This window comes from Sphingosinicella sp. LHD-64 (genome assembly GCF_031157375.1).
GTDB lineage: Bacteria > Pseudomonadota > Alphaproteobacteria > Sphingomonadales > Sphingomonadaceae > Allosphingosinicella.
Genome location: NZ_JAVIFV010000001.1, coordinates 640,019 through 657,937, shown reverse-complemented (window position 1 = coordinate 657,937; position 17,919 = coordinate 640,019). Strand labels below are relative to the sequence as shown.

The window sequence follows — 17,919 nt, the reverse complement described above, 5'->3', positions numbered from 1 at the left end:
GAAATCGGGAGAATATATGGCGATCCGGATTTCCACTGTCCTGCTGGCGCTCTGCCTGCTGGTCGGCCAGCCGGCATGGGCGGGCGTTGGTTTTGAAACGCTCACAATTCCCGACCCTCAGGGCGGGTCGATCGAGGTCGGAATATGGTATCCGGCCGCGTCGCATATGCAGCCCGCTGCGGGCGACCCGGCGCCGGTCGTCGGAGAGGGATTGCCGCTCGTCGTCCTTTCGCACGGCAATGGCGGCCATTTCGGCGGTCATTCGGATACCGCGATCGCCCTCGCCGAAGCGGGCTTCGTGGCGGCGGCGCTCACCCATGGCGGCGACAACCATCTGGACCAGAGCCTGGCGACCGACATGCCGAACCGGCCGCGACAGCTCAGCATACTGATCGACTATCTGCTTCAGGATTGGCGGGGACGCGCCCATATCGATCCCCGCCGGATCGGCGCGTTCGGCTTCTCGTCCGGTGGTTTCACGGTATTGGCCGCCATCGGCGCCCGGCCCGATCCGGCCGCGGTCATCGACCATTGCCGCCACCGCAACGATTTCTCCGACTGCCGCCTCCGCGCAGCGCATCCCACCGCGTCTCCCGAGACATGGCGCTGGCGGCCCGACGCACGGATCAGGGCAGTGGTCTCGGCCGCGCCGGCGCTCGGCTATTCCTTCACCGCCGAAAGCCTGGCCGGTATCCGCATTCCGGTCCAGCTCTGGCAGGCAGAGCATGACGAGATCCTGCCGTCACCGCATTATGTCGAGCCGGTGCGCGCACGGTTGTCGTCGCCCGAATATCATCTGGTGCAGGGGGCAGGGCACTTCGACTTCCTCAAGCCCTGCTCGGCCGAGCTGGCGCGCGCGGTGCCCGAAATCTGCACGTCGCGGCCGGGCTTCGACCGCACCGCCTTCCATGCGACCTTCAACCGCGAGGTCGTCCGCTTCTTCCGGGACAATCTTGCCGCGGCGACTGATGTTGCAGCAGCCGAATAGACATTCTTCCGCAATGAAAGACAGCGTATAGTACGAGTAGTACTACATGCTGCCTTTGGAGGAAGCGAATGCGGATCGGGATTCTTGGGACGGGTATGGTCGGTGAGGCCCTGGCCGGGAAATGCGTGGAACGGGGTCACGAGGTCATGATGGGATCGCGCTCGGCGAACTCGGAAAGCGTGACGCGATGGGCGGAAAGGAGCGGCGGTCGGGCTGGCGCATTCGCGGAAGCCGCCCGGTTCGGCGAGATGGTCTTCAGCTGCCTCAATGGGGCGAGGGCGCTTGAAACCCTTCAGGTGATCGATGCGGAGGCGGTTGCCGGCAAGATCGTGATCGACGTGTCCAATCCTCTCGTCCCGCTGGCCGGCTCGGCTCTCCCGTCCCTCAAATACGGGGTCGACAATTCGCTGGGCGAGCAGGTTCAGGCCGCCCTTCCCGGGGCGCGCGTGGTCAAGGCCTTAAACACGTTGAACTGCCAGGTGATGGTCGATCCCGGTCGCGTGCCGGGCATGCATCACCTGTTCATTGCCGGAAATGACCCGGATGCGAAGACGGAGGTGGCCGGCTTCCTGGAACGGGAATTCGGCTGGAGCGCGGACCGGATCATCGATGTCGGCGACATCACCTCGGCGCGGGCGACCGAACTGCTCATGCCGCTCTGGATGCGGCTGTGGCAGGCGGCCGGCCATGCCGATTTCAACTGGCATATCGCGGGATACCGGCCGTGATCGTCGAAGATACGCTATCCGATCGGCGCGCGCGGGCCGATTGACATCACCATGAGGTCGCCGCCGTCGCCGGATCCCGAGGACCAGGCGACGGCGTCGGCCGTTCAGGCCTGCTGATCCTGCTCCTTCGCCTTGCCGGCAGGCCTGCTCTTCTTCTTCGAAGCCTTGGGCGGGGCGGGGATGATCTCGAACGACGGGGCATTGTCTTTGATCCGGACTTTGACCTCGCCGCCATGGACCAGCTTGCCGAAGAGCAGTTCCTCGGCGAGCGGCTGCTTGATCTTCTCCTGGACCAGCCGGCCCATCGGCCGGGCACCATAGAGCTTGTCGTAGCCGCGCGCGGTCAGCCATTCGCGCGCCTCGTCGTCCAGTTCGATGTGGACGTTGCGGTCGGCGAGCTGGAGCTCGAGTTGCAGGATGAACTTGTCCACCACTCGCGCAACGACCTCGGTCGGCAGGTAGCCGAACGGGACGATCGCATCGAGGCGGTTGCGGAACTCCGGCGAGAACATCCGCTTCACCGCCTCGTCGCTCGCATCTTCCTTGGAGATGTTGCCGAAACCGATCCCCTCGCTCGCCATGTCCTGCGCACCGGCATTGGTGGTCATGATCAGGATGACGTTGCGGAAATCGACCGTCTTGCCGTGATGGTCGGTGAGCCGGCCATTGTCCATGATCTGGAGCAGGATGTTGAACAGGTCCGGATGCGCCTTCTCGATCTCGTCGAGGAGGAGCACCGAGTGCGGATGCTGGTCGACCGCGTCGGTCAGGAGGCCGCCCTGGTCATAGCCGACATAGCCCGGCGGGGCGCCGATCAGGCGGCTGACGCTGTGCCGCTCCATATATTCCGACATGTCGAAGCGCTGCAGCGGGATGCCCATGATCGAGGCGAGCTGGCGCGCCACCTCGGTCTTGCCGACGCCGGTCGGGCCGGAGAAGAGGTAGGAACCGATCGGCTTGTCGGGATCGCGCAGGCCGGCACGGCTGAGCTTGATCGCCGAAGCCAGCCGGCTGATTGCGTCGTCCTGGCCGAACACTACCCGCTTCAGGTCCTTGTCGAGATGCTCGAGCGCCTTCTTGTCGTCGCTCGACACGCTCTTGGCCGGGATGCGCGCCATGGTCGAGATGACCGCCTCGATCTCCTTCACCGTGATCGTCTTCTTGCGCTTCGACGGCGGCACCAGCATCTGCATGGCGCCGACCTCGTCGATCACGTCGATCGCCTTGTCGGGCAGCTTGCGGTCGTTGATGTAGCGCGCGGAGAGCTCGACCGCCGCCTTGATCGCGTCCGGCGTGTACTTGACGCTGTGATGCTCCTCGAAGGCCGAGCGGAGGCCCGCGAGGATCTTGATCGTGTCCTCCAAGGTCGGCTCGTTGACGTCGATCTTCTGGAAGCGCCGGAGCAGCGCCCGGTCCTTCTCGAAATGGTTGCGGAACTCCTTGTAGGTGGTCGAGCCGATGCACCGGATCGTCCCGCCCGACAGCGCGGGCTTGAGCAGGTTCGACGCGTCCATCGCGCCGCCGGATGTCGCGCCGGCGCCGATCACGGTGTGGATCTCGTCGATGAACAGGATGGCGTCGGGCAGCTTCTCCAGCTCGTTCACCACCGCCTTCAGCCGCTCCTCGAAGTCGCCGCGATAGCGGGTGCCGGCGAGCAGCGCGCCCATGTCGAGCGAGTAGATGACGGCGGGCTTCAGCACGTCCGGCACGTCGCCCTCGACGATCTTGCGCGCGAGACCTTCCGCGATCGCGGTCTTGCCGACCCCCGGATCGCCCACATAGAGCGGGTTGTTCTTGCTGCGGCGGCAGAGGATCTGAACGGTGCGGTCGACCTCCGGGCCCCGCCCGATCAGTGGGTCGACGCGGCCCTCCTGCGCCTTCTCGTTGAGATTGACGGTGAACTGCTTGAGCGCCGATTCGGGCTTCTTCTTGCCTTCTTCCTGCTTCGTCTCCTCGGCGCCCTTGGTCTCGGCCGGCTGGGCGGGCGTCTCGCCCTTGCCAACGCCATGCGAGATGTAGGTCACCGCGTCGAGGCGGCTCATGTCCTGCTGCTGCAGGAAATAGACCGCGTAGCTTTCCCGCTCGGAGAACAAAGCGACCAGCACGTTGGCGCCGGTCACCTCGTCGCGACCGGAGGACTGGACGTGGAGGATCGCGCGCTGGACGACGCGCTGGAAGCCGCTGGTGGGGGAGGGGTCGGTGTCGGCCTGGACCTTGAGCGCCTCGAGTTCGCTGTCGAGATAGTGGCGGACCTGGTCCTTCAATTCGCCGAGATTGACGCCGCACGCCTCCATCACCCGCCCGGCATGGACGTCTTCGGTGAGGGCGAGCAGCAGATGCTCGAGGGTCGCATATTCGTGCCGGCGGCCGCTCGCCTCGGCGAGGGCGTTGTGGAGCGTTTGCTCGAGTTCGCGGGCAAAGGACGGCATGGGTTACTCCTGACCGGCCCGCAGCCGAATCCGCGGGCCACTTGTCCCCAATGTCGGGCTTCGCTTTCCCTTCATCAAGCCGCGGGGCGAAATCACTGGGGAAAACTCGCTGCCGCTGCGCCTGTCCCTAGGTTTTCTTGAATAGCTCGTCCGCACTTGCGCGGAAGTTAACCGAGCTTGCCAGCTTGGCCTTCACGCGGGCGATCTCCGCCTCGAGGATGGCGATCCGTGCCTCCAGCTCGTGCACCGAGAAGGGATCGAGATCCTGCTTCGTCAGCAGGGTCAGCGGATCGTCGGGCTTGTCCGGGAAAAGCTCGTCGAGGTCCATGGCGCCAGCGTTGACCAGCGCGCCGCCCAAGTCAATAAATCCGCGGCCTTTCCACCTTTGATTCGGGCGCGACATGACCCGCTTGCCGGACGAGATGAATGCAATCGACCCGGCCGGACCCGGCGGCCCGGAAGTGCTGGCGCTGGTCCGCCGCCCGGTGCCGCGGCCCGGCCCCGGCGAAGTGCTGATCAAGGTCGTCGCCGCCGGCGTGAACCGGCCAGACATCGTCCAGCGCCTTGGCGCCTATCCACCGCCGCCCGGCGCGCCCTCGATCCCGGGATTGGAGGTGGCGGGCGAGATTGCGGCGGTGGGCGAGGGCGTCGACTTGGCTGCCGGCGAGCTGGTTTGCGCGCTCGTTGCCGGCGGCGGCTATGCCGAATATGCACTTGCGCCGGTCGGCCAGTGCCTGCCCGTTCCCGACGCTCTGACCCTCATCGAGGCCGCGGCGCTCCCCGAAACCCTCTTCACCGTCTGGTCCAACCTCTTCGAGCGCGCCTATGCCCGCGACGGCGAAACGGCGCTCGTCCATGGCGGCACGAGCGGGATCGGCACCATGGCGATCGCGCTCGGCAGGCTCTTCGGCCTGAAGATCATCGTCACCTGCGGCAGCGACGAAAAATGCCGGCGAGCGGAAGCGCTCGGCGCGGCACATGCCATCAACTATCGGACGCAGGATTTCGTTGCCGAAGCGCATCGCCTGACGGGCGGGAGCGGCGTCGACATCGTCCTCGATATGGTCGGCGGCGACTATCTGCCGCGGAATCTCGATTGCCTTGCCGAGGAGGGGCGCCACGTCTCGATCGCTGTCCAGCGCGGGGCAAAGGCCGAGCTCAACATCGTCAAGGTGATGCAGCGCCGCCTCGTCCTCACCGGCGCGTTCCTCCGTTCGCGTTCCGTCGAATTCAAGACGCTGGTCGCCGAAGAATTGCTGCGCAATGTGTGGCCCTTCGTCGAGGACGGCCGCCTGAAGCCGGTGATCGACAAGACCTTCCCGCTGGCCGAGGCGGCCGACGCGCACCGGCGGATGGAGGCGGGCGATCATGTCGGCAAGATCGTCCTGACGGTCGGTCGATAAGCCGGGCTTATCAGCGCGCGCGTCGAATTGGTTTCCGGTTCGGGGCGCAGTCCGGAAAAGAGCGGGCCGTCAGCAAGGGAGGGACGCGTGACGAATTTGGTGCTGCACGAATATGCCCAGTCGGGCAATTGCTACAAGATCCGCCTGACCGCGGCCTTGCTCGGCCTCGCGATCGAACGGCGTGAATATGACATCATGAAGGGCGAGACGCGGACGGGCGATTTCCTCGCCAACGTTAATGCCAATGGCCGGATCCCGGTCCTGCAGGTCGGCGACCGTTTCATCCCGGAGAGCAACGCTGCCTGCTTCTACCTTGCGGAAGGTTCGCCGCTCATCCCCGAAGGCCGGCTTGATCGCGCCGACATGCTGCGCTGGATGTTCTGGGAACAGTATAATCACGAGCCCAACGTCGCGACGCTCCGTTTCTGGTACGGCTGGATCGGCGAGGCGAACTGGACCGAGGCGCAGCGCAACCAGTTCCCCGGCAAGCGCGCCGCCGGCGAGGCCGCGCTCAAGCTGATGGACGAGCATCTGGCGCGGCACAGCTTCCTCGTCGGGGACCGCCTCAGCCTCGCCGACATCGCGCTCTACGCCTACACCCATGTTGCGGAAGGCGGTGGCTTCCAACTCGCCGACTATCCGAACGTGCAGGCCTGGCTCGACCGCGTCGCGGCGACGCCCGGCTACATCCCGATCGACGCCTGACGATCCCTCGGCATGGATCGTCACCCCGGCGCAGGCCGGGGTCCAGTCCTCGTCAATATTTGAGGCCAAGGTCTGGATACCGGCCTTCGCCGGTATGACGGGTAGGGCCTAGCGGTCCCTGAGCGCGAAACGCTGGAGCTTGCCGGTCGCGGTCTTGGGGAGCGCGTCGACGAAGGCGATCTCGCGCGGATATTTGTAGGGCGCGATCTCGGTCTTCACATGGTCCTGGAGCAGCGCGACCGTGCCGGCGTCGGGCGCGTAGCCGGGCGCGAGGACGACGAACGCCTTCACCTTCTGGCCGCGCTCGGGGCACGGCGCGCCGATCACCGCGCATTCCTGCACCGCCGCGTGGGAGTAGAGCGCGTTCTCCACTTCGGGCGCGGCGATGTTGTAGCCCGAGGAGATGATCATGTCGTCGGAGCGGGCGAGGTACCAGAAGTAGCCGTCCTCGTCCTTGCGATAGGTGTCGCCGGTGACGTTCCAGGCGCCCACCACATAGTTCGCCTGGCGCGGATCGTCGAAATAGCGGCAGCCGGTCGGGCCCTTGATCGCGAGGCGCCCGGTGCCGCTCGCCATCGGCCGGTTCTCCTCGTCCAGCACGGTCGCGACATAGCCGGGTACGGCCTTGCCGGTCGCGCCCGGGCGAATGTCGTCGCCCGATGCCGAGATGAAGATGTGCATCATCTCGGTCGCGCCGATCCCGTCGACGATGCGGATGCCCGTCGCTTCGTGCCAGGCGTGCCAGGTCGCCGCCGGCAGATGTTCGCCAGCCGAGACGCAGGTGCGCAGCGACGAGATGTCGCTCTCGCCGACCATACCGAGGATCGCCTTGTAGGCGGTCGGCGCGGTCGCCAGTGTCGTCACCTTGTGCCGGGCGATCGCCTCCAGCAGCGGCTTCGGCCCCGGCGTCTCGATCGTCACCGCGGTGCCGCCGAACCGCCAGGGGAAGATCAGGATCATGCCGAGCCCGAAGGTGAAGGCCATCGGCGCCGAGCAGGTCCAACGGTCGCCCGGCTGCGGCTTCAGGATGGAGCGGGCGAAGCTGTCGGCCGAGGCGAGGATGTCGCGATGATAGTGGACGCAGCCCTTGGGGTTGCCGGTCGTGCCCGAGGTGAAGGCGACGAGGGCGACGTCGTCGCGGTGCGTGTCGACCGACGTGAAGCCCGGCGTGACGGTTTCGAGCCTTCGTTCCAGTTCGCCAGTACCGCTGTCGCCGTCATAGGTCAGCAGCGAGCCGACCCCGCCGCTCGCCTCGAAATCGGCGAGGAAACGGGAATCGACGATGGCATGGCTGATCTGCGCCCGCTCCAGGATCGTTGCGATCTCCCCCGGGCGTAGCAGCGGCATGGTCGCGACGACCACCCCACCAGCCTTGAGCACGCCGAGCCAGGCGGCGAACAGCATCGCGTTGTTCGGCCCGCGCAGGAATACGCGGTTGCCGGGGATCAGCCCCTCCTCCTCGACCAGCAGGCGCGCAATGCGATCGGAGAGGTCCGTCATCCGGCCGTAGGTCCAGGCGCCGGCGTCATTCAGCACCGCCAGCGCGTCAGGGTCGCCCCTGTCGATCAGTTCCACAGCGGCGTTGAGGCGCTCGGGATATTGAAGCTCGGGTAGGTCGAAGAGGAATTCGGGCTGCGCATCTGGGGACGGCAAGCGATCGCGGATGAAGGTGTCCATGTGGGTTGTCGTCATGCGCAGCGCTCCAGTCGTCATTGCGAGCGAAGCGAAGCAATCCAGCGTAGCTTCAGAGGCCCGCTGGATTGCCGCGTCGCTACGCTCCTCGCAATGACGATGTGTCTCGATCCGATCATTCGGGCACCACCGCCATCGTCTCGATCTCGATCTTCGCCATCGGCTCGACCAGTTCGGTCACCCCGACCACGGCCATCGTCGGGAAGTTCTTGCCGATCAGCTCCTTGTAGGCGGCGCCGATCTCCTTGAGGCTGGCGCGATATTCCGGGATGCCGGTCACATACCAGGTCATCCGCACGATATGCTCGGGCCCGGCGCCGTCCTCGGCGAGGATGGCGCGGATGTTCAGCAGCGCCTGCCGGAACTGACCGGCGAGATCGTCATGCTCGAACTGCTCGTCGGCGTTCCAGCCCACCACGCCCGCGGTGACGATGAGGCGGCCTCGCGCGGAGATGCCGTTGGCATAGCCCTTCGGCCGCGGCCAGCCGGGCGGCAGCAGCGCCCTCATTGCGCGAACTCCGCCAGATGGTTGCGGGCGATCACCACCTTCTGCACCTCCGAAGCTCCCTCATAGATCCTGAGCGCGCGGATTTCGCGGTAGAGCCGCTCGACCGGCACGCCGACGGTGACGCCGAGCCCGCCGAAAATCTGCACTGCCTTGTCGATCACGGCTTGAGCGCTGTCGGTCGCATGCAGCTTGGCGAGCGCCGCCTCGCGGCTGTTGCGCTGGCCCTTCACGTCGCGCAGCCAGGCGGCGCGGTAGATGAGCAGCGCCGAGGCATCGACGTCGAGCACCATCTCGGCCAGCATCGACTGGACGATCGCGTTGTCGGCCAGCGTTCCCGTTCCCAGCTTGCGCGCCATCGCCCGCACTGTGGCTTCGTCGAGCGCGCGGCGGGCGAAGCCGAGCGCTGCCGCGCCGACGGTGGTGCGGAACACGTCGAGCGTCGCCATGGCCTGGGCGAACCCCCGCCCCCGCTCCCCGAGCAGGGCAGAATGGGGCAGAGGAGTCTGATCGAAGCGCAGCGTCGCCAGCGGATGCGGGGCGATGACCTCGATCCGCTCGCTGGCGTCGAAACCGGGCACATCGGCATCGACGATGAAGGCGGAGATGCCCTTCGATCCGGGCGCCTCGCCCGTACGCGCGAACAGCACATAGAAATCGGCGATGCCGCCATTGGAGATATAGGTCTTCGCGCCGTCGACCGTATAACCCTCCCGATCCTGCACCGCGCCGGTCGCGAGATTGGCGACGTCCGATCCGGTGCCGGGCTCGGTGAGTGCGAAGGCCGCGATCTTCTCGCCGCGCGCGACCGCCGGCAGATAGTCCCGCTTCTGGTCGTCGGAGCCGAACAGGCTGATCGCTCCCGATCCCAGCCCCTGCATGGCGAAGGCGAAGTCGGCGAGCCCGTCATGCCGCGCCAGCGTCTCGCGGATCAGCGCCAGCGAGCGCACGTCCAGCGTCTCGTGCACGCCGCCCCATGCGGCCGGCACGCAGTAGCGTAGCCAGCCGCCGTCGCCGAGCTCGCGGACCAGCGCGCGGCAGGCGGCGTCGGTGTCCGAGTGATCGACATCGGCGAGGTTGGCGACGCACCAGGTCTCCAGATCATCCGCCAGCCGGCGATGATGGTCGTCGAAGAACGGCCAGTCGAGGAAGGTCCGGTCGCTCATCTGCCCCTCTCCCTGGAGGGGAGAGGGAGGGGCCCACCCGGCGAAGCCGGGCGGGAGGGTGAGGGCAATGCGGCCCCGATCGCGATCAGTACTCCCTCCAAGTCCTCCACAATCTCATTGTTCCAGAATCGCAGCGTTCGCCACCCGAGGCGGGTGAAGGCGGCTCCCCGTTCTTCGTCATAGTCGGCTGCGTTGATATGCTGGCTGCCGTCGGCCTCCATCACCAGCCTTGCCTCCGTGCAGGCGAAGTCCGCAACATAACCGGCGAGCCACATCTGCCGGCGAAATTTGAAGCCCTCGAACCTGCGACCGCGCAAATGACGCCAGAGGATTTCTTCCTGCGGCGTCATCTCGCGGCGTAATCGACGGGAGCGGGCGAGCATCTCCTTGCCAGGCGGACGCTTCATGCCCTCACCCTCCCACGATGCTGCGCATCGCGGGCCCCTCCCTCTCCCCTGAAGGGAGAGGGGTCAGTCACCTTGGAACTCCGGCATCTGCTTGGCCGCGAACGCCTCGAAGGCGCGGCGGAAATCCTGGGTCGCCATGCAGATTGCCTGCGCCTGTGCCTCCATCTCGATCGCGGTCTCCAGGCTCACCGCCCATTCGGTGTTGAGCTGGGTCTTGGTGATGCCGTGCGCGAAGGTCGGGCCGGTTGCAAGACTGCGCGCCAGCGACTGCGCCTCAGGGAGCAGGTCTTCCGCGGCGACCAGACGGTTGTGGAAACCCCAGCGCTCGCCTTCCTCGGCGGTCATCACCCGGCCGGTGAACAGCAGCTCCGACGCGCGGCCCTGGCCGATGATCCGTGGCAGGATCGCGCAGGCGCCCATATCGCAGCCGGCGAGGCCGACGCGGGTGAAGAGGAAGGCCGTCTTCGTTTCCGGCGTCGCGATCCGCAGGTCGGAGGCCATCGCCATGATCGCGCCCGCGCCGACACACACCCCGTCCAACGCCGCGACGATCGGCTGCGGACAGCCGCGCATCGCCTTGACGAGGTCGCCGGTCATCCGGGTGAAGTCGAGCAGCTCGGGCATCGCCATTTCGGTCAGCGGCCCGATGATCTCGTGCACGTCGCCGCCCGAGCTGAAATTGCCGCCGGCGCCGGCGACGACCACCGCCTTCACGTCCTTGGCATAAACCAGCGCGCGAAAGGTATCGCGCAGCTCCGCATAGGACTCGAAGGTGAGCGGATTCTTCCGCTCCGGCCGATTCAGCGTCACCGTTGCGACGCCGTCAGCGTAGTCCCATTTGAAATGGGTGGGCGCGAAGCTTTCCGGGTTCATCGCGCCTTCCTCCCTTGCGATGCGCGGGCGATCGAAATCTTCATCGTGCCCAGCGCCACATAGAGCCGCTCGCGCTGCGTGAAGTCGAGGCCGGCGAGCATCTGGTCGATCCAGTCGTTGTGGGCGCGGGCGAGCTTGTGGAATTGCTGCCGCCCCTCGTCGGTCAGCTTCACGATCGAGGTCCGCCGGTCCGTGGGCAGGGGCGTTACCGCGATCAGCCCGTCGCGCTTCAGCTTCTGGGCGAGCTGGGTGACGTTGCCGTTGGTGACGAGCAGCGCCTGCGAGAGCGCGCCCATCGTCATGCCGTCCGGGCAGCGATCGAGCGCGGCGAGCACGTCGAAGCGGGGCAGGGTCATGCCCCGTTCGGCGAAGCGGCGCTGGATCTCCTTCTCGATCGCCATGGTGCAGGACAGGAGGCGCAGCCAGACACGGGTGTTCGACCGGTCGCCGAGCTTGCCGTCATGCTTCTCGGGAATGGGCACGACATGCTTCACATCACTTCTCCCCCGGCCACGGCGATCGCCTGGCCGTTCATCGATCGGCTTTCCGGCAGACAAAGCCAGAGGACGGCGGACGCCACTTCCTCCGGCGTGACCAGCCGCCCCTGCGGATTGAAGCTTTCGAAGCGGGCCCGCACCTCGGCCGCGCTGCGGCCGGTCCGGCCCTGCAAGGCTGCGACCGCCTCGGTGATGATCTCCGTCTCGGTGAAGCCCGGGCAGACGGCATTGGCGGTCGCGTGCGTGCCGGCGAGCTCGACCGCCAGCGCGCGCATCAGGCCAACGGCGCCGTGCTTCGCCGCGACATAGGCGCTGCTGTAATTGTAGCCCTTGAGACCCGCGGTCGAGGCAATCGTGACGATCCGTCCGTTCGCCGCAGCGGAGATGTCGCCGAAGGCTGCCTGGGAGCAGTGGAAGACCGCGTCGAGGTTGACCGACATCATCGCCCGCCAGCTTTCGGCGGTGGCACGCGCGAAGGGCGCGTTCTCGACGGCGCCGGCATTGTTGACGAGGATGGTGATCGGCCCGTGGGTCTGTCGGGCGAGGTCGAAGCAGGCATCGACGGCCGCGCGGTCGGTCACGTCGGCGGGCGCGATCAGTGCCTCGCCAAGCGATCCCGCGACCGCCTCCAGCTTGTCGCGCCGGCGCCCGACCAGTGTCAGCTTCGCGCCTTCGGCGGCCAGGGCGCGGGCGATGGCGGCGCCGATGCCGGTGCCGCCGCCGGTCACGATCGCATGATGTCCGGCGAGCCTCATGCCTTCATCTCCGCCTCGCGGGCGAGGTTGCGCGCGAGCTGGGCCATGCCGCCGAGATAGGGCAGCGGGACGGCGACATCGAGATAGTCCTGCTGCGCTGCCGCCCGCAGCGTCCACATCGGATCGATCAGGTGCGGCCGGGCGAGCGCGACGAGATCGGCGCGGCCGGCGGCGAGGATCGAGTTCACATGGTCGGGCTCATAGATGTTGCCGACCGCCATCGTGGTCAGCCGACCTTCGTTGCGGATCTGGTCGGCGAAGGGCGTCTGGAACATGCGGCCGTAGATCGGCTTGCAGTCGGCCCAGGTCTGGCCCGCCGACACGTCGATCAGGTCCGCACCCGCCTCGGCGAATGCCCGGCCGATCTCCACGGCCTCGTCGGGCGTGACGCCGAGATCGCCCATCCAGTCGTTCGCCGAGATGCGCACCGACATCGGCTTCGCCTCCGGCCAGGCCGCGCGCATCGCCCGGAATATCTCGAGCGGGAAGCGCAGCCGGCTGGCGAGACTGCCGCCATAATCGTCCGTCCGCCGGTTGGTGAGCGGCGTAATGAAGCTGGAGAGGAGATAACCGTGCGCTGCGTGGAGCTCGATCATGTCGAACCCGGCTTCGAGGCCGCGACGCACCGCGACGACGAATTCGCCGATCACCTGATCCATATCGGCTCGGGTCATCGGGCGTGGCACCTGATTGTCCGGACTCCAAGGCACGTCCGAGGCGGCCATGATCGGCCAGTTGCCGCTCGCGAGCGGCACGTCATAGCCCTCCCAGCCGACCCGTGTGGACCCCTTCGGTCCGGAATGCCCGAGCTGCAGGCAGAATTTGGCGCGGCTGTTGGCGTGGACGAAGTCGACGATCCGCTGCCAGGCTGCGACCTGCGCATCGGTGTAGATGCCGGCGCAGCCCGGCGTGATCCGCCCTTCGGACGAGACGCAGGTCATCTCGGTATAGACGAGGCCGGCGCCGCCCGCGGCGCGCGCGCCATAATGGACGAGATGGAAATCGTTCGGATCACCATCCGCCGCCGAATAGGTCGCCATGGGCGAGACGACGATGCGGTTGACCACCTCCATGTCGCGCAGGCGGAACGGCGCGAACATCGGGGGCGCCGGATCGTTGACAGGTTTTCCCGCGGCTTTCGACTGGAACCAGCGTTCGACGCCCTCCAGCCAGTCCTTGTCCCGCAGGCGCAGATTCTCGTGACTGACCCGCTGCGAGCGGGTGAGCAGCGAGTAGGCGAACTGGATCGGCTCGAAATGGAGGTAGCGGTCCAAGGTCTCGAACCATTCGGTCGAGTTGCGCGCGCTGTTCTGGAGCTTCAGCACCTCGAGATTGCGCTCGGCCTGATATTCGGCCAGCGCCGCCCCACGGGTCAGCCCGGGGCGATTCAGCACCTCGGCGAGCTTGATCGCGTCCTCGAGCGCCAGCTTGGTGCCCGACCCGATCGAGAAATGGGCGGTATGCGCCGCATCGCCGAGCAGGATCAGGTTCCCGTGCGACCAGGTGTCGCAGACGATCCGCCGGAAATTGAGCCACGCCTGCGGCCCCGGCAGGTGCGTGGCGTTGGACATGAGCGCGTGGCCGTCGAGATATTCGGCGAACAGGCCTTCGCACAGGGCGATCGCCGCCGGCTGGTCCATCCGGTCGAGTCCGAGCCCCGCCCAGGTCTCCGGGTCCATCTCGACGATGAAGGTCGAAAGATCGTCGTCGAACCGGTAGGCGTGCGCCCAGACCCAGCCCGCCTCGGTCTTCTCGAAGGCGAAGGTGAAGGCGTCGAAGGTCTTGGCCGTACCGAACCAGAAGAACTTGTTGCGCCGGACCTGGATGTCGACGCCGAAATGCTCTTCGTAGCGGGTGCGGATCCGGCTGTTCGCCCCATCGGCGGCGATGACCAGATCGTAGCCACCCCAGTCCGCCAGATCGGCGCTGGCCTCATGCTCGAAATGGAGGTTCACCCCGAGGTCGCGCGCCCGTTGCTGCAGGATATTGAGCAACCGCTTGCGGCCGATACCGATGAAGCCGTGGCCGGAGGAGCGGATCGATTGCCCATGGATATGGACGTCGATATTGTCCCAATGGGCGAACTCGCCGGCGATGATCGCACCCGAGACGGGATCGTTCGCCATCAGATTCTCGACCGTCTGGTCGGAGAAGACGACGCCCCAGCCGAACGTGTCGTCCGGCCGGTTGCGCTCGAACAGGTCGATCTCGTGCGCCGGATCGCGCAGCTTCATCGATATCGCGAAGTAGAGCCCGGCCGGTCCCCCGCCCAGGCACGCGATCCGCATGTTCGCCTCCCAGATGCTTTAAGGCTAAACTATCTCCGCAACGGCCGACGTCAAGCCGATTTGCGCGAAGCCTGTCCGAAGCGGGGCCATTTGCGAGGAGTGGGGCGGCCGCTCCGTTTTCGCGGCCGTCATTGAACTGTCATTCTTCTGTCACGGATATTGCCTCAAATCGGGCTAGCCAGACCGCGCACCCAATCGCGGGAGGAGAGAAGGTGGCCAGATTTGTGATCGCGTCGTCGGAGGCCCGCCAGCCCTTGTCCGCAACCGGGCCGGCGTGGTGAAGCCGCGCCTCCTCCTGGTCGAGGACGACCCCGCGCTCGCCGATCTCCTGCAATGGCATTTTCAGCGCGAGGATTTCGAGGTCGATCACACGCCCGACGGCGACGAGGCGATGACGCTCGCGACCGAGAGCACGCCGGACATCATCCTGCTCGACTGGATGATCGAGGGAATTTCCGGGATCGAGGTCTGCCGCAGGCTGCGCCGGTCGCCGGGCACCGCCAACGTGCCGATCATCATGCTCACCGGCCGCGGCGAGGAGGCGGACCGGGTCCGCGGCCTCGAGACCGGCGCCGACGACTATGTCACCAAGCCCTTTTCCCCGCGCGAGCTGATCGCCCGGGTCCGGGCCGTGCTGCGCCGCGTCCGTCCGGCGCTCGCCGGCGATCAGCTCCGGCTCGGCGATCTCGAAATGGACCTCGTGCGCCACCGCGTCCGCCGCGCCGGTCGTGCGATCGCGCTCGGGCCGACCGAATTCCGGCTGCTGCGCCACTTCCTCGAACATCCGGCCCGCGTCTTCTCGCGCGAGCGGCTGCTCGACGCTGTCTGGGGCCGCGAGCGCGACATCGAGCCGCGCACCGTCGACGTCCATATCCGCCGCCTGAGGCAGGCGATCAATATCGAGGGCAGGCCGGAGCTGATCCGCACGGTGCGGTCGGCCGGCTATGCGCTCGACGACGATGCCGGCTGAACGACGCCTCCTGATTCTTGGAGGGATTGCCGGGCTGCTTGTGCTGGTCCTGGCCTATCTGCTGCTGGCCGGCGGAGACGAACCGCCGCCTGCGCCCACGCCACCGCCGCCCGCCCCGGCTGCTGTACCCACGCCCCCGTCGGCTCCGGCTCCGCCCCTCGCGCCAGTCTCCTCTCCCGAAGGGCTCCGTCTGTTCGGCGTTACCGGCGCCGGCGCGATCATCGGTGGCGCCGACGGCCGTCAGCGGCTGATTCGCCTCGGCCGCGATGTGCTGCCCGGCTTGCGACTGGAGGCCGTGCGGGTCGATCATGCCCTGCTCAAATCGGCGGCCGGCGGGTTCCGGCTCGATTTCACCGGCGTGACGGCGACGGCGCCGGCGGCAGCGCCGTCCGCGGCGCCCGGCGCGGTCGACGAAGCCGCGGTCCGCGCCGATGTCCAGCGCTATCTGCTCGCCTTCGAGCCGCGCCGCGTCGGTACCCGGGTCACCAGCCATGCCCTCAAGGCCGGCCAGACTCTGCCGGTACTCCAGCGTGCCGGCCTGCGCGCCGGTGACGTGGTCCTGCGCGTCAACGACAGCGAGTTCGATCAGGAACGGCTGATGGATCTCGCCTGGACGATCGCCAATTCGGATCGGGTCGTCTTCGAGGTCGAGCGCGGCGGCCAGCGGATGAGCCTTGCCGCCGAAGGTGCCCAGTCTCGCTGATTGTGACATTTATGTTTCTGAATGACTTTAAAAGTAAGTCATATTGGTTTCCAATAAAAGTCAAAGAAATTGCGAAGTTATTACTTCGATAGATGTAATATAAACATCACATTAGCCCCCTAGCTGCGCCTTCGAGGCCAGCTCGTTTCCCGTGAGTCGCCTGTTTTGTTTCCACCAAGGGGGTTTCCATGTCCAAGATTCGCACCCTTCTTCTCGTCACCACCCTGATCCCGCTCGCCGCCTGTGGCGCCGACGACGTGGCCTCGCCCGGTGATGGTGTGATCGTCATCCCGACGCCGACTCCGACGCCGACCCCCACGCCGACTCCGACACCCACCCCCACGCCGCCGGGGACCCCGGCTGCGAGCTGCCCGGCCGGCACCACCGATCGCGGCCTCATCGGCACCGCCCGCCGCGCCTGCGAGCTGCCGGCGCGCTTCACTACGGACACGACGATCCAGAACCTGCCGGGCGTCGCCTATCAGATCAGCAACCCGGTCAATGTCGGCACCGATGTCGGCGGTGACGGCGCCGCTGCCGGCGGCCAGGCCGTCACGCTCACCATCCAGCCCGGCACGGTGCTGTTCGGCACCGGCAACACCAGCTATCTCGTCGTCAACCGCGGCTCGCGCCTCAACGCGATCGGCACGGCGGCGAACCCGATCATCTTCACCCACTCGTCGAATCTGACCGGCACGGCCACCGACACCAGCCAGGGCCTGTGGGGCGGCGTCATCCTGCTCGGCCGCGCACCGATCAGCAATTGCGACGTCACCGGCACGCCCGGTGGCTCTGTCAACTGCCAGAACGTGATCGAGGGCACGACGAGTTCGCGCTACGGCGGCGCGGTTGCGGCCGACAACAGCGGCACGGTGCAGTATGTCCAGATCCGCTATTCCGGTGTCGTCATCGCGCCGGGCAACGAGCTGCAGGGCCTGACCACCGGCGGCGTCGGCTCCAACACCACGATCGATCACGTCCAGGTGCACAACAGCTCGGACGACGGCGTCGAATTCTTCGGCGGCCGCCAGAACGTGAAGTATCTCGCCGTCACCGGTTCGGACGACGACTCGATCGACCTCGACGTCGGTTACCGCGGCACCATCCAATTCGCCGTGGCGGTCCAGCGGGACGCTTCCAACGGCGACTCGATCTTCGAGATCGACTCGGAAGGCAATGAGGACGCGCTGCCGCGGACCTATGCCCGAATCTCGAACGGCACCTTCATCAAGCGCAGCACCGTCCAGGGCGGCAACACCATCCTGATCCGCGGCGGCGCCGATTATGCGCTGCTCAACAGCGTCGTGGTCGGCACCCAGAACTGCCTCGACATCGACGAGACCGGCGGCACCACCACCCGCGCGGCCGATACGGCGCTGCAGGATCTCGGCCCGCCGGTGTTCAGGTCGGTCCAGTTGGCCTGCCCGACCGCCTTCCGCGACGAAGCCAATGTTCCGGCCGCGACGATCGCGACGATCTTCGGGACCGGCACGAACAACAACAACAACGCCTTCACGCCCACACTCACCGCGACCATCGTCAATGGCGCGAACGAGGCGGCCGTGCTCCCGACCGATCCGCTGCCGTTCAACACGGACACGTTCGGCAGCGCCGCCGGGCCGAATGCGTTCACCGCGGTGACCTTCATCGGCGCGGTCCGGGACACCGCCGATCTCACCGCCAACTGGCAGGGCTGGACCTGCAATTCGGGCTACGTGAGCTTCGGCGGCACCAGCGGGTCGTGCACCGCAATCCCGACGACCTGATCGCCGCCACCTGATTGTCCGGGGCGGCGGCCATGTGTCGCCGC

17 protein-coding genes are annotated in these 17,919 nt (G+C 66.8%); 7 read left to right on the top strand and 10 right to left on the bottom strand.

Annotated features, from left to right (window positions below):
• Positions 1-16: 16 nt before the first annotated feature.
• On the top strand, positions 17-988 hold the full coding sequence (locus tag RCO27_RS03175; RefSeq protein ID WP_309001189.1) for a dienelactone hydrolase: 972 nt from the start codon (positions 17-19) through the stop codon (positions 986-988).
• 68 nt (positions 989-1,056) lie between these two features.
• On the top strand, positions 1,057-1,716 hold the full coding sequence (locus RCO27_RS03170; protein WP_309001188.1) for an NAD(P)-binding domain-containing protein: 660 nt from the start codon (positions 1,057-1,059) through the stop codon (positions 1,714-1,716).
• A gap of 104 nt (positions 1,717-1,820) precedes the next feature.
• Here the strand turns inward: RCO27_RS03170 and clpA are convergent, their stop codons facing one another.
• Positions 1,821-4,145, bottom strand: coding sequence for an ATP-dependent Clp protease ATP-binding subunit ClpA (gene clpA / locus RCO27_RS03165; RefSeq protein WP_309001187.1), 2,325 nt, complete (start codon positions 4,143-4,145; stop codon positions 1,821-1,823).
• Between the two features lie 127 nt (positions 4,146-4,272).
• Positions 4,273-4,473: a DUF1192 domain-containing protein gene (locus RCO27_RS03160; protein ID WP_309001186.1), complete on the bottom strand. Its 201-nt coding sequence runs from the start codon at positions 4,471-4,473 to the stop codon at positions 4,273-4,275.
• Between the two features lie 73 nt (positions 4,474-4,546).
• Between RCO27_RS03160 and RCO27_RS03155 the strand changes: the two genes are divergently transcribed.
• On the top strand, positions 4,547-5,548 hold the full coding sequence (locus RCO27_RS03155; RefSeq protein ID WP_309001185.1) for an NAD(P)H-quinone oxidoreductase: 1,002 nt from the start codon (positions 4,547-4,549) through the stop codon (positions 5,546-5,548).
• Between the two features lie 87 nt (positions 5,549-5,635).
• Positions 5,636-6,253: a glutathione S-transferase family protein gene (locus RCO27_RS03150; protein WP_309001184.1), complete on the top strand. Its 618-nt coding sequence runs from the start codon at positions 5,636-5,638 to the stop codon at positions 6,251-6,253.
• 108 nt (positions 6,254-6,361) lie between these two features.
• Here the strand turns inward: RCO27_RS03150 and RCO27_RS03145 are convergent, their stop codons facing one another.
• From RCO27_RS03145 to RCO27_RS03110, 8 genes are all read right to left on the bottom strand, one after another.
• Complete coding sequence (locus RCO27_RS03145) at positions 6,362-7,945, bottom strand: AMP-binding protein (RefSeq protein WP_309001183.1); 1,584 nt, start codon at positions 7,943-7,945, stop codon at positions 6,362-6,364.
• 115 nt (positions 7,946-8,060) lie between these two features.
• Positions 8,061-8,453 carry a RidA family protein gene (locus tag RCO27_RS03140; RefSeq protein WP_309001182.1) on the bottom strand — a complete coding sequence of 131 codons (393 nt, stop codon included), beginning with the start codon at positions 8,451-8,453 and terminating at the stop codon, positions 8,061-8,063.
• Positions 8,450-9,616: an acyl-CoA dehydrogenase family protein gene (locus RCO27_RS03135; protein WP_309001181.1), complete on the bottom strand. Its 1,167-nt coding sequence runs from the start codon at positions 9,614-9,616 to the stop codon at positions 8,450-8,452. The genes RCO27_RS03140 and RCO27_RS03135 overlap by 4 nt, the downstream gene beginning before the upstream one ends.
• Positions 9,613-10,023, bottom strand: coding sequence for a DUF559 domain-containing protein (locus RCO27_RS03130; RefSeq protein ID WP_309001180.1), 411 nt, complete (start codon positions 10,021-10,023; stop codon positions 9,613-9,615). The genes RCO27_RS03135 and RCO27_RS03130 overlap by 4 nt, the downstream gene beginning before the upstream one ends.
• Positions 10,024-10,086: 63 nt before the next feature.
• Complete coding sequence (locus tag RCO27_RS03125) at positions 10,087-10,896, bottom strand: enoyl-CoA hydratase family protein (RefSeq protein WP_309001179.1); 810 nt, start codon at positions 10,894-10,896, stop codon at positions 10,087-10,089.
• Positions 10,893-11,390 (bottom strand): MarR family transcriptional regulator, encoded by a 498-nt coding sequence (locus RCO27_RS03120; protein WP_309001178.1) that lies wholly within the window; start codon positions 11,388-11,390, stop codon positions 10,893-10,895. Before RCO27_RS03120 ends, RCO27_RS03125 begins: the two co-directional genes overlap by 4 nt.
• Positions 11,387-12,148 (bottom strand): SDR family NAD(P)-dependent oxidoreductase, encoded by a 762-nt coding sequence (locus tag RCO27_RS03115; RefSeq protein ID WP_309001177.1) that lies wholly within the window; start codon positions 12,146-12,148, stop codon positions 11,387-11,389. Before RCO27_RS03115 ends, RCO27_RS03120 begins: the two co-directional genes overlap by 4 nt.
• Positions 12,145-14,436, bottom strand: a complete 2,292-nt coding sequence (locus tag RCO27_RS03110; RefSeq protein ID WP_309001176.1) for a bifunctional salicylyl-CoA 5-hydroxylase/oxidoreductase — start codon at positions 14,434-14,436, stop codon at positions 12,145-12,147. The genes RCO27_RS03115 and RCO27_RS03110 overlap by 4 nt, the downstream gene beginning before the upstream one ends.
• Before the next feature lie 274 nt (positions 14,437-14,710).
• Between RCO27_RS03110 and phoB the strand changes: the two genes are divergently transcribed.
• From phoB to RCO27_RS03095, 3 genes are all read left to right on the top strand, one after another.
• The gene (phoB, locus tag RCO27_RS03105; protein ID WP_309001175.1) at positions 14,711-15,406 is read left to right on the top strand and encodes a phosphate regulon transcriptional regulator PhoB; all 696 of its coding nucleotides are present in this window, start codon (positions 14,711-14,713) and stop codon (positions 15,404-15,406) included.
• Between the two features lie 40 nt (positions 15,407-15,446).
• The gene (locus tag RCO27_RS03100; protein ID WP_309001174.1) at positions 15,447-16,109 is read left to right on the top strand and encodes a hypothetical protein; all 663 of its coding nucleotides are present in this window, start codon (positions 15,447-15,449) and stop codon (positions 16,107-16,109) included.
• Positions 16,110-16,297: 188 nt separating this feature from the next.
• Positions 16,298-17,875: a hypothetical protein gene (locus tag RCO27_RS03095; RefSeq protein ID WP_309001173.1), complete on the top strand. Its 1,578-nt coding sequence runs from the start codon at positions 16,298-16,300 to the stop codon at positions 17,873-17,875.
• Positions 17,876-17,919: the final 44 nt, after the last annotated feature.

What these genes read in the sequence shown, in the direction of transcription:
- RCO27_RS03175 (WP_309001189.1), top strand. Translation starts at nt 17, where the DNA reads ATGGCGATCCGGATTTCCACTGTCCTGCTGGCGCTCTGCCTGCTGGTC.
- RCO27_RS03170 (WP_309001188.1), top strand. Translation starts at nt 1,057, where the DNA reads ATGCGGATCGGGATTCTTGGGACGGGTATGGTCGGTGAGGCCCTGGCC.
- clpA (WP_309001187.1), bottom strand. Translation starts at nt 4,145, where the DNA reads ATGCCGTCCTTTGCCCGCGAACTCGAGCAAACGCTCCACAACGCCCTC.
- RCO27_RS03160 (WP_309001186.1), bottom strand. Translation starts at nt 4,473, where the DNA reads ATGGACCTCGACGAGCTTTTCCCGGACAAGCCCGACGATCCGCTGACC.
- RCO27_RS03155 (WP_309001185.1), top strand. Translation starts at nt 4,547, where the DNA reads ATGACCCGCTTGCCGGACGAGATGAATGCAATCGACCCGGCCGGACCC.
- RCO27_RS03145 (WP_309001183.1), bottom strand. Translation starts at nt 7,945, where the DNA reads ATGACGACAACCCACATGGACACCTTCATCCGCGATCGCTTGCCGTCC.
- RCO27_RS03140 (WP_309001182.1), bottom strand. Translation starts at nt 8,453, where the DNA reads ATGAGGGCGCTGCTGCCGCCCGGCTGGCCGCGGCCGAAGGGCTATGCC.
- RCO27_RS03135 (WP_309001181.1), bottom strand. Translation starts at nt 9,616, where the DNA reads ATGAGCGACCGGACCTTCCTCGACTGGCCGTTCTTCGACGACCATCAT.
- RCO27_RS03130 (WP_309001180.1), bottom strand. Translation starts at nt 10,023, where the DNA reads ATGAAGCGTCCGCCTGGCAAGGAGATGCTCGCCCGCTCCCGTCGATTA.
- RCO27_RS03125 (WP_309001179.1), bottom strand. Translation starts at nt 10,896, where the DNA reads ATGAACCCGGAAAGCTTCGCGCCCACCCATTTCAAATGGGACTACGCT.
- RCO27_RS03115 (WP_309001177.1), bottom strand. Translation starts at nt 12,148, where the DNA reads ATGAGGCTCGCCGGACATCATGCGATCGTGACCGGCGGCGGCACCGGC.
- RCO27_RS03110 (WP_309001176.1), bottom strand. Translation starts at nt 14,436, where the DNA reads ATGCGGATCGCGTGCCTGGGCGGGGGACCGGCCGGGCTCTACTTCGCG.
- RCO27_RS03095 (WP_309001173.1), top strand. Translation starts at nt 16,298, where the DNA reads ATGTCCAAGATTCGCACCCTTCTTCTCGTCACCACCCTGATCCCGCTC.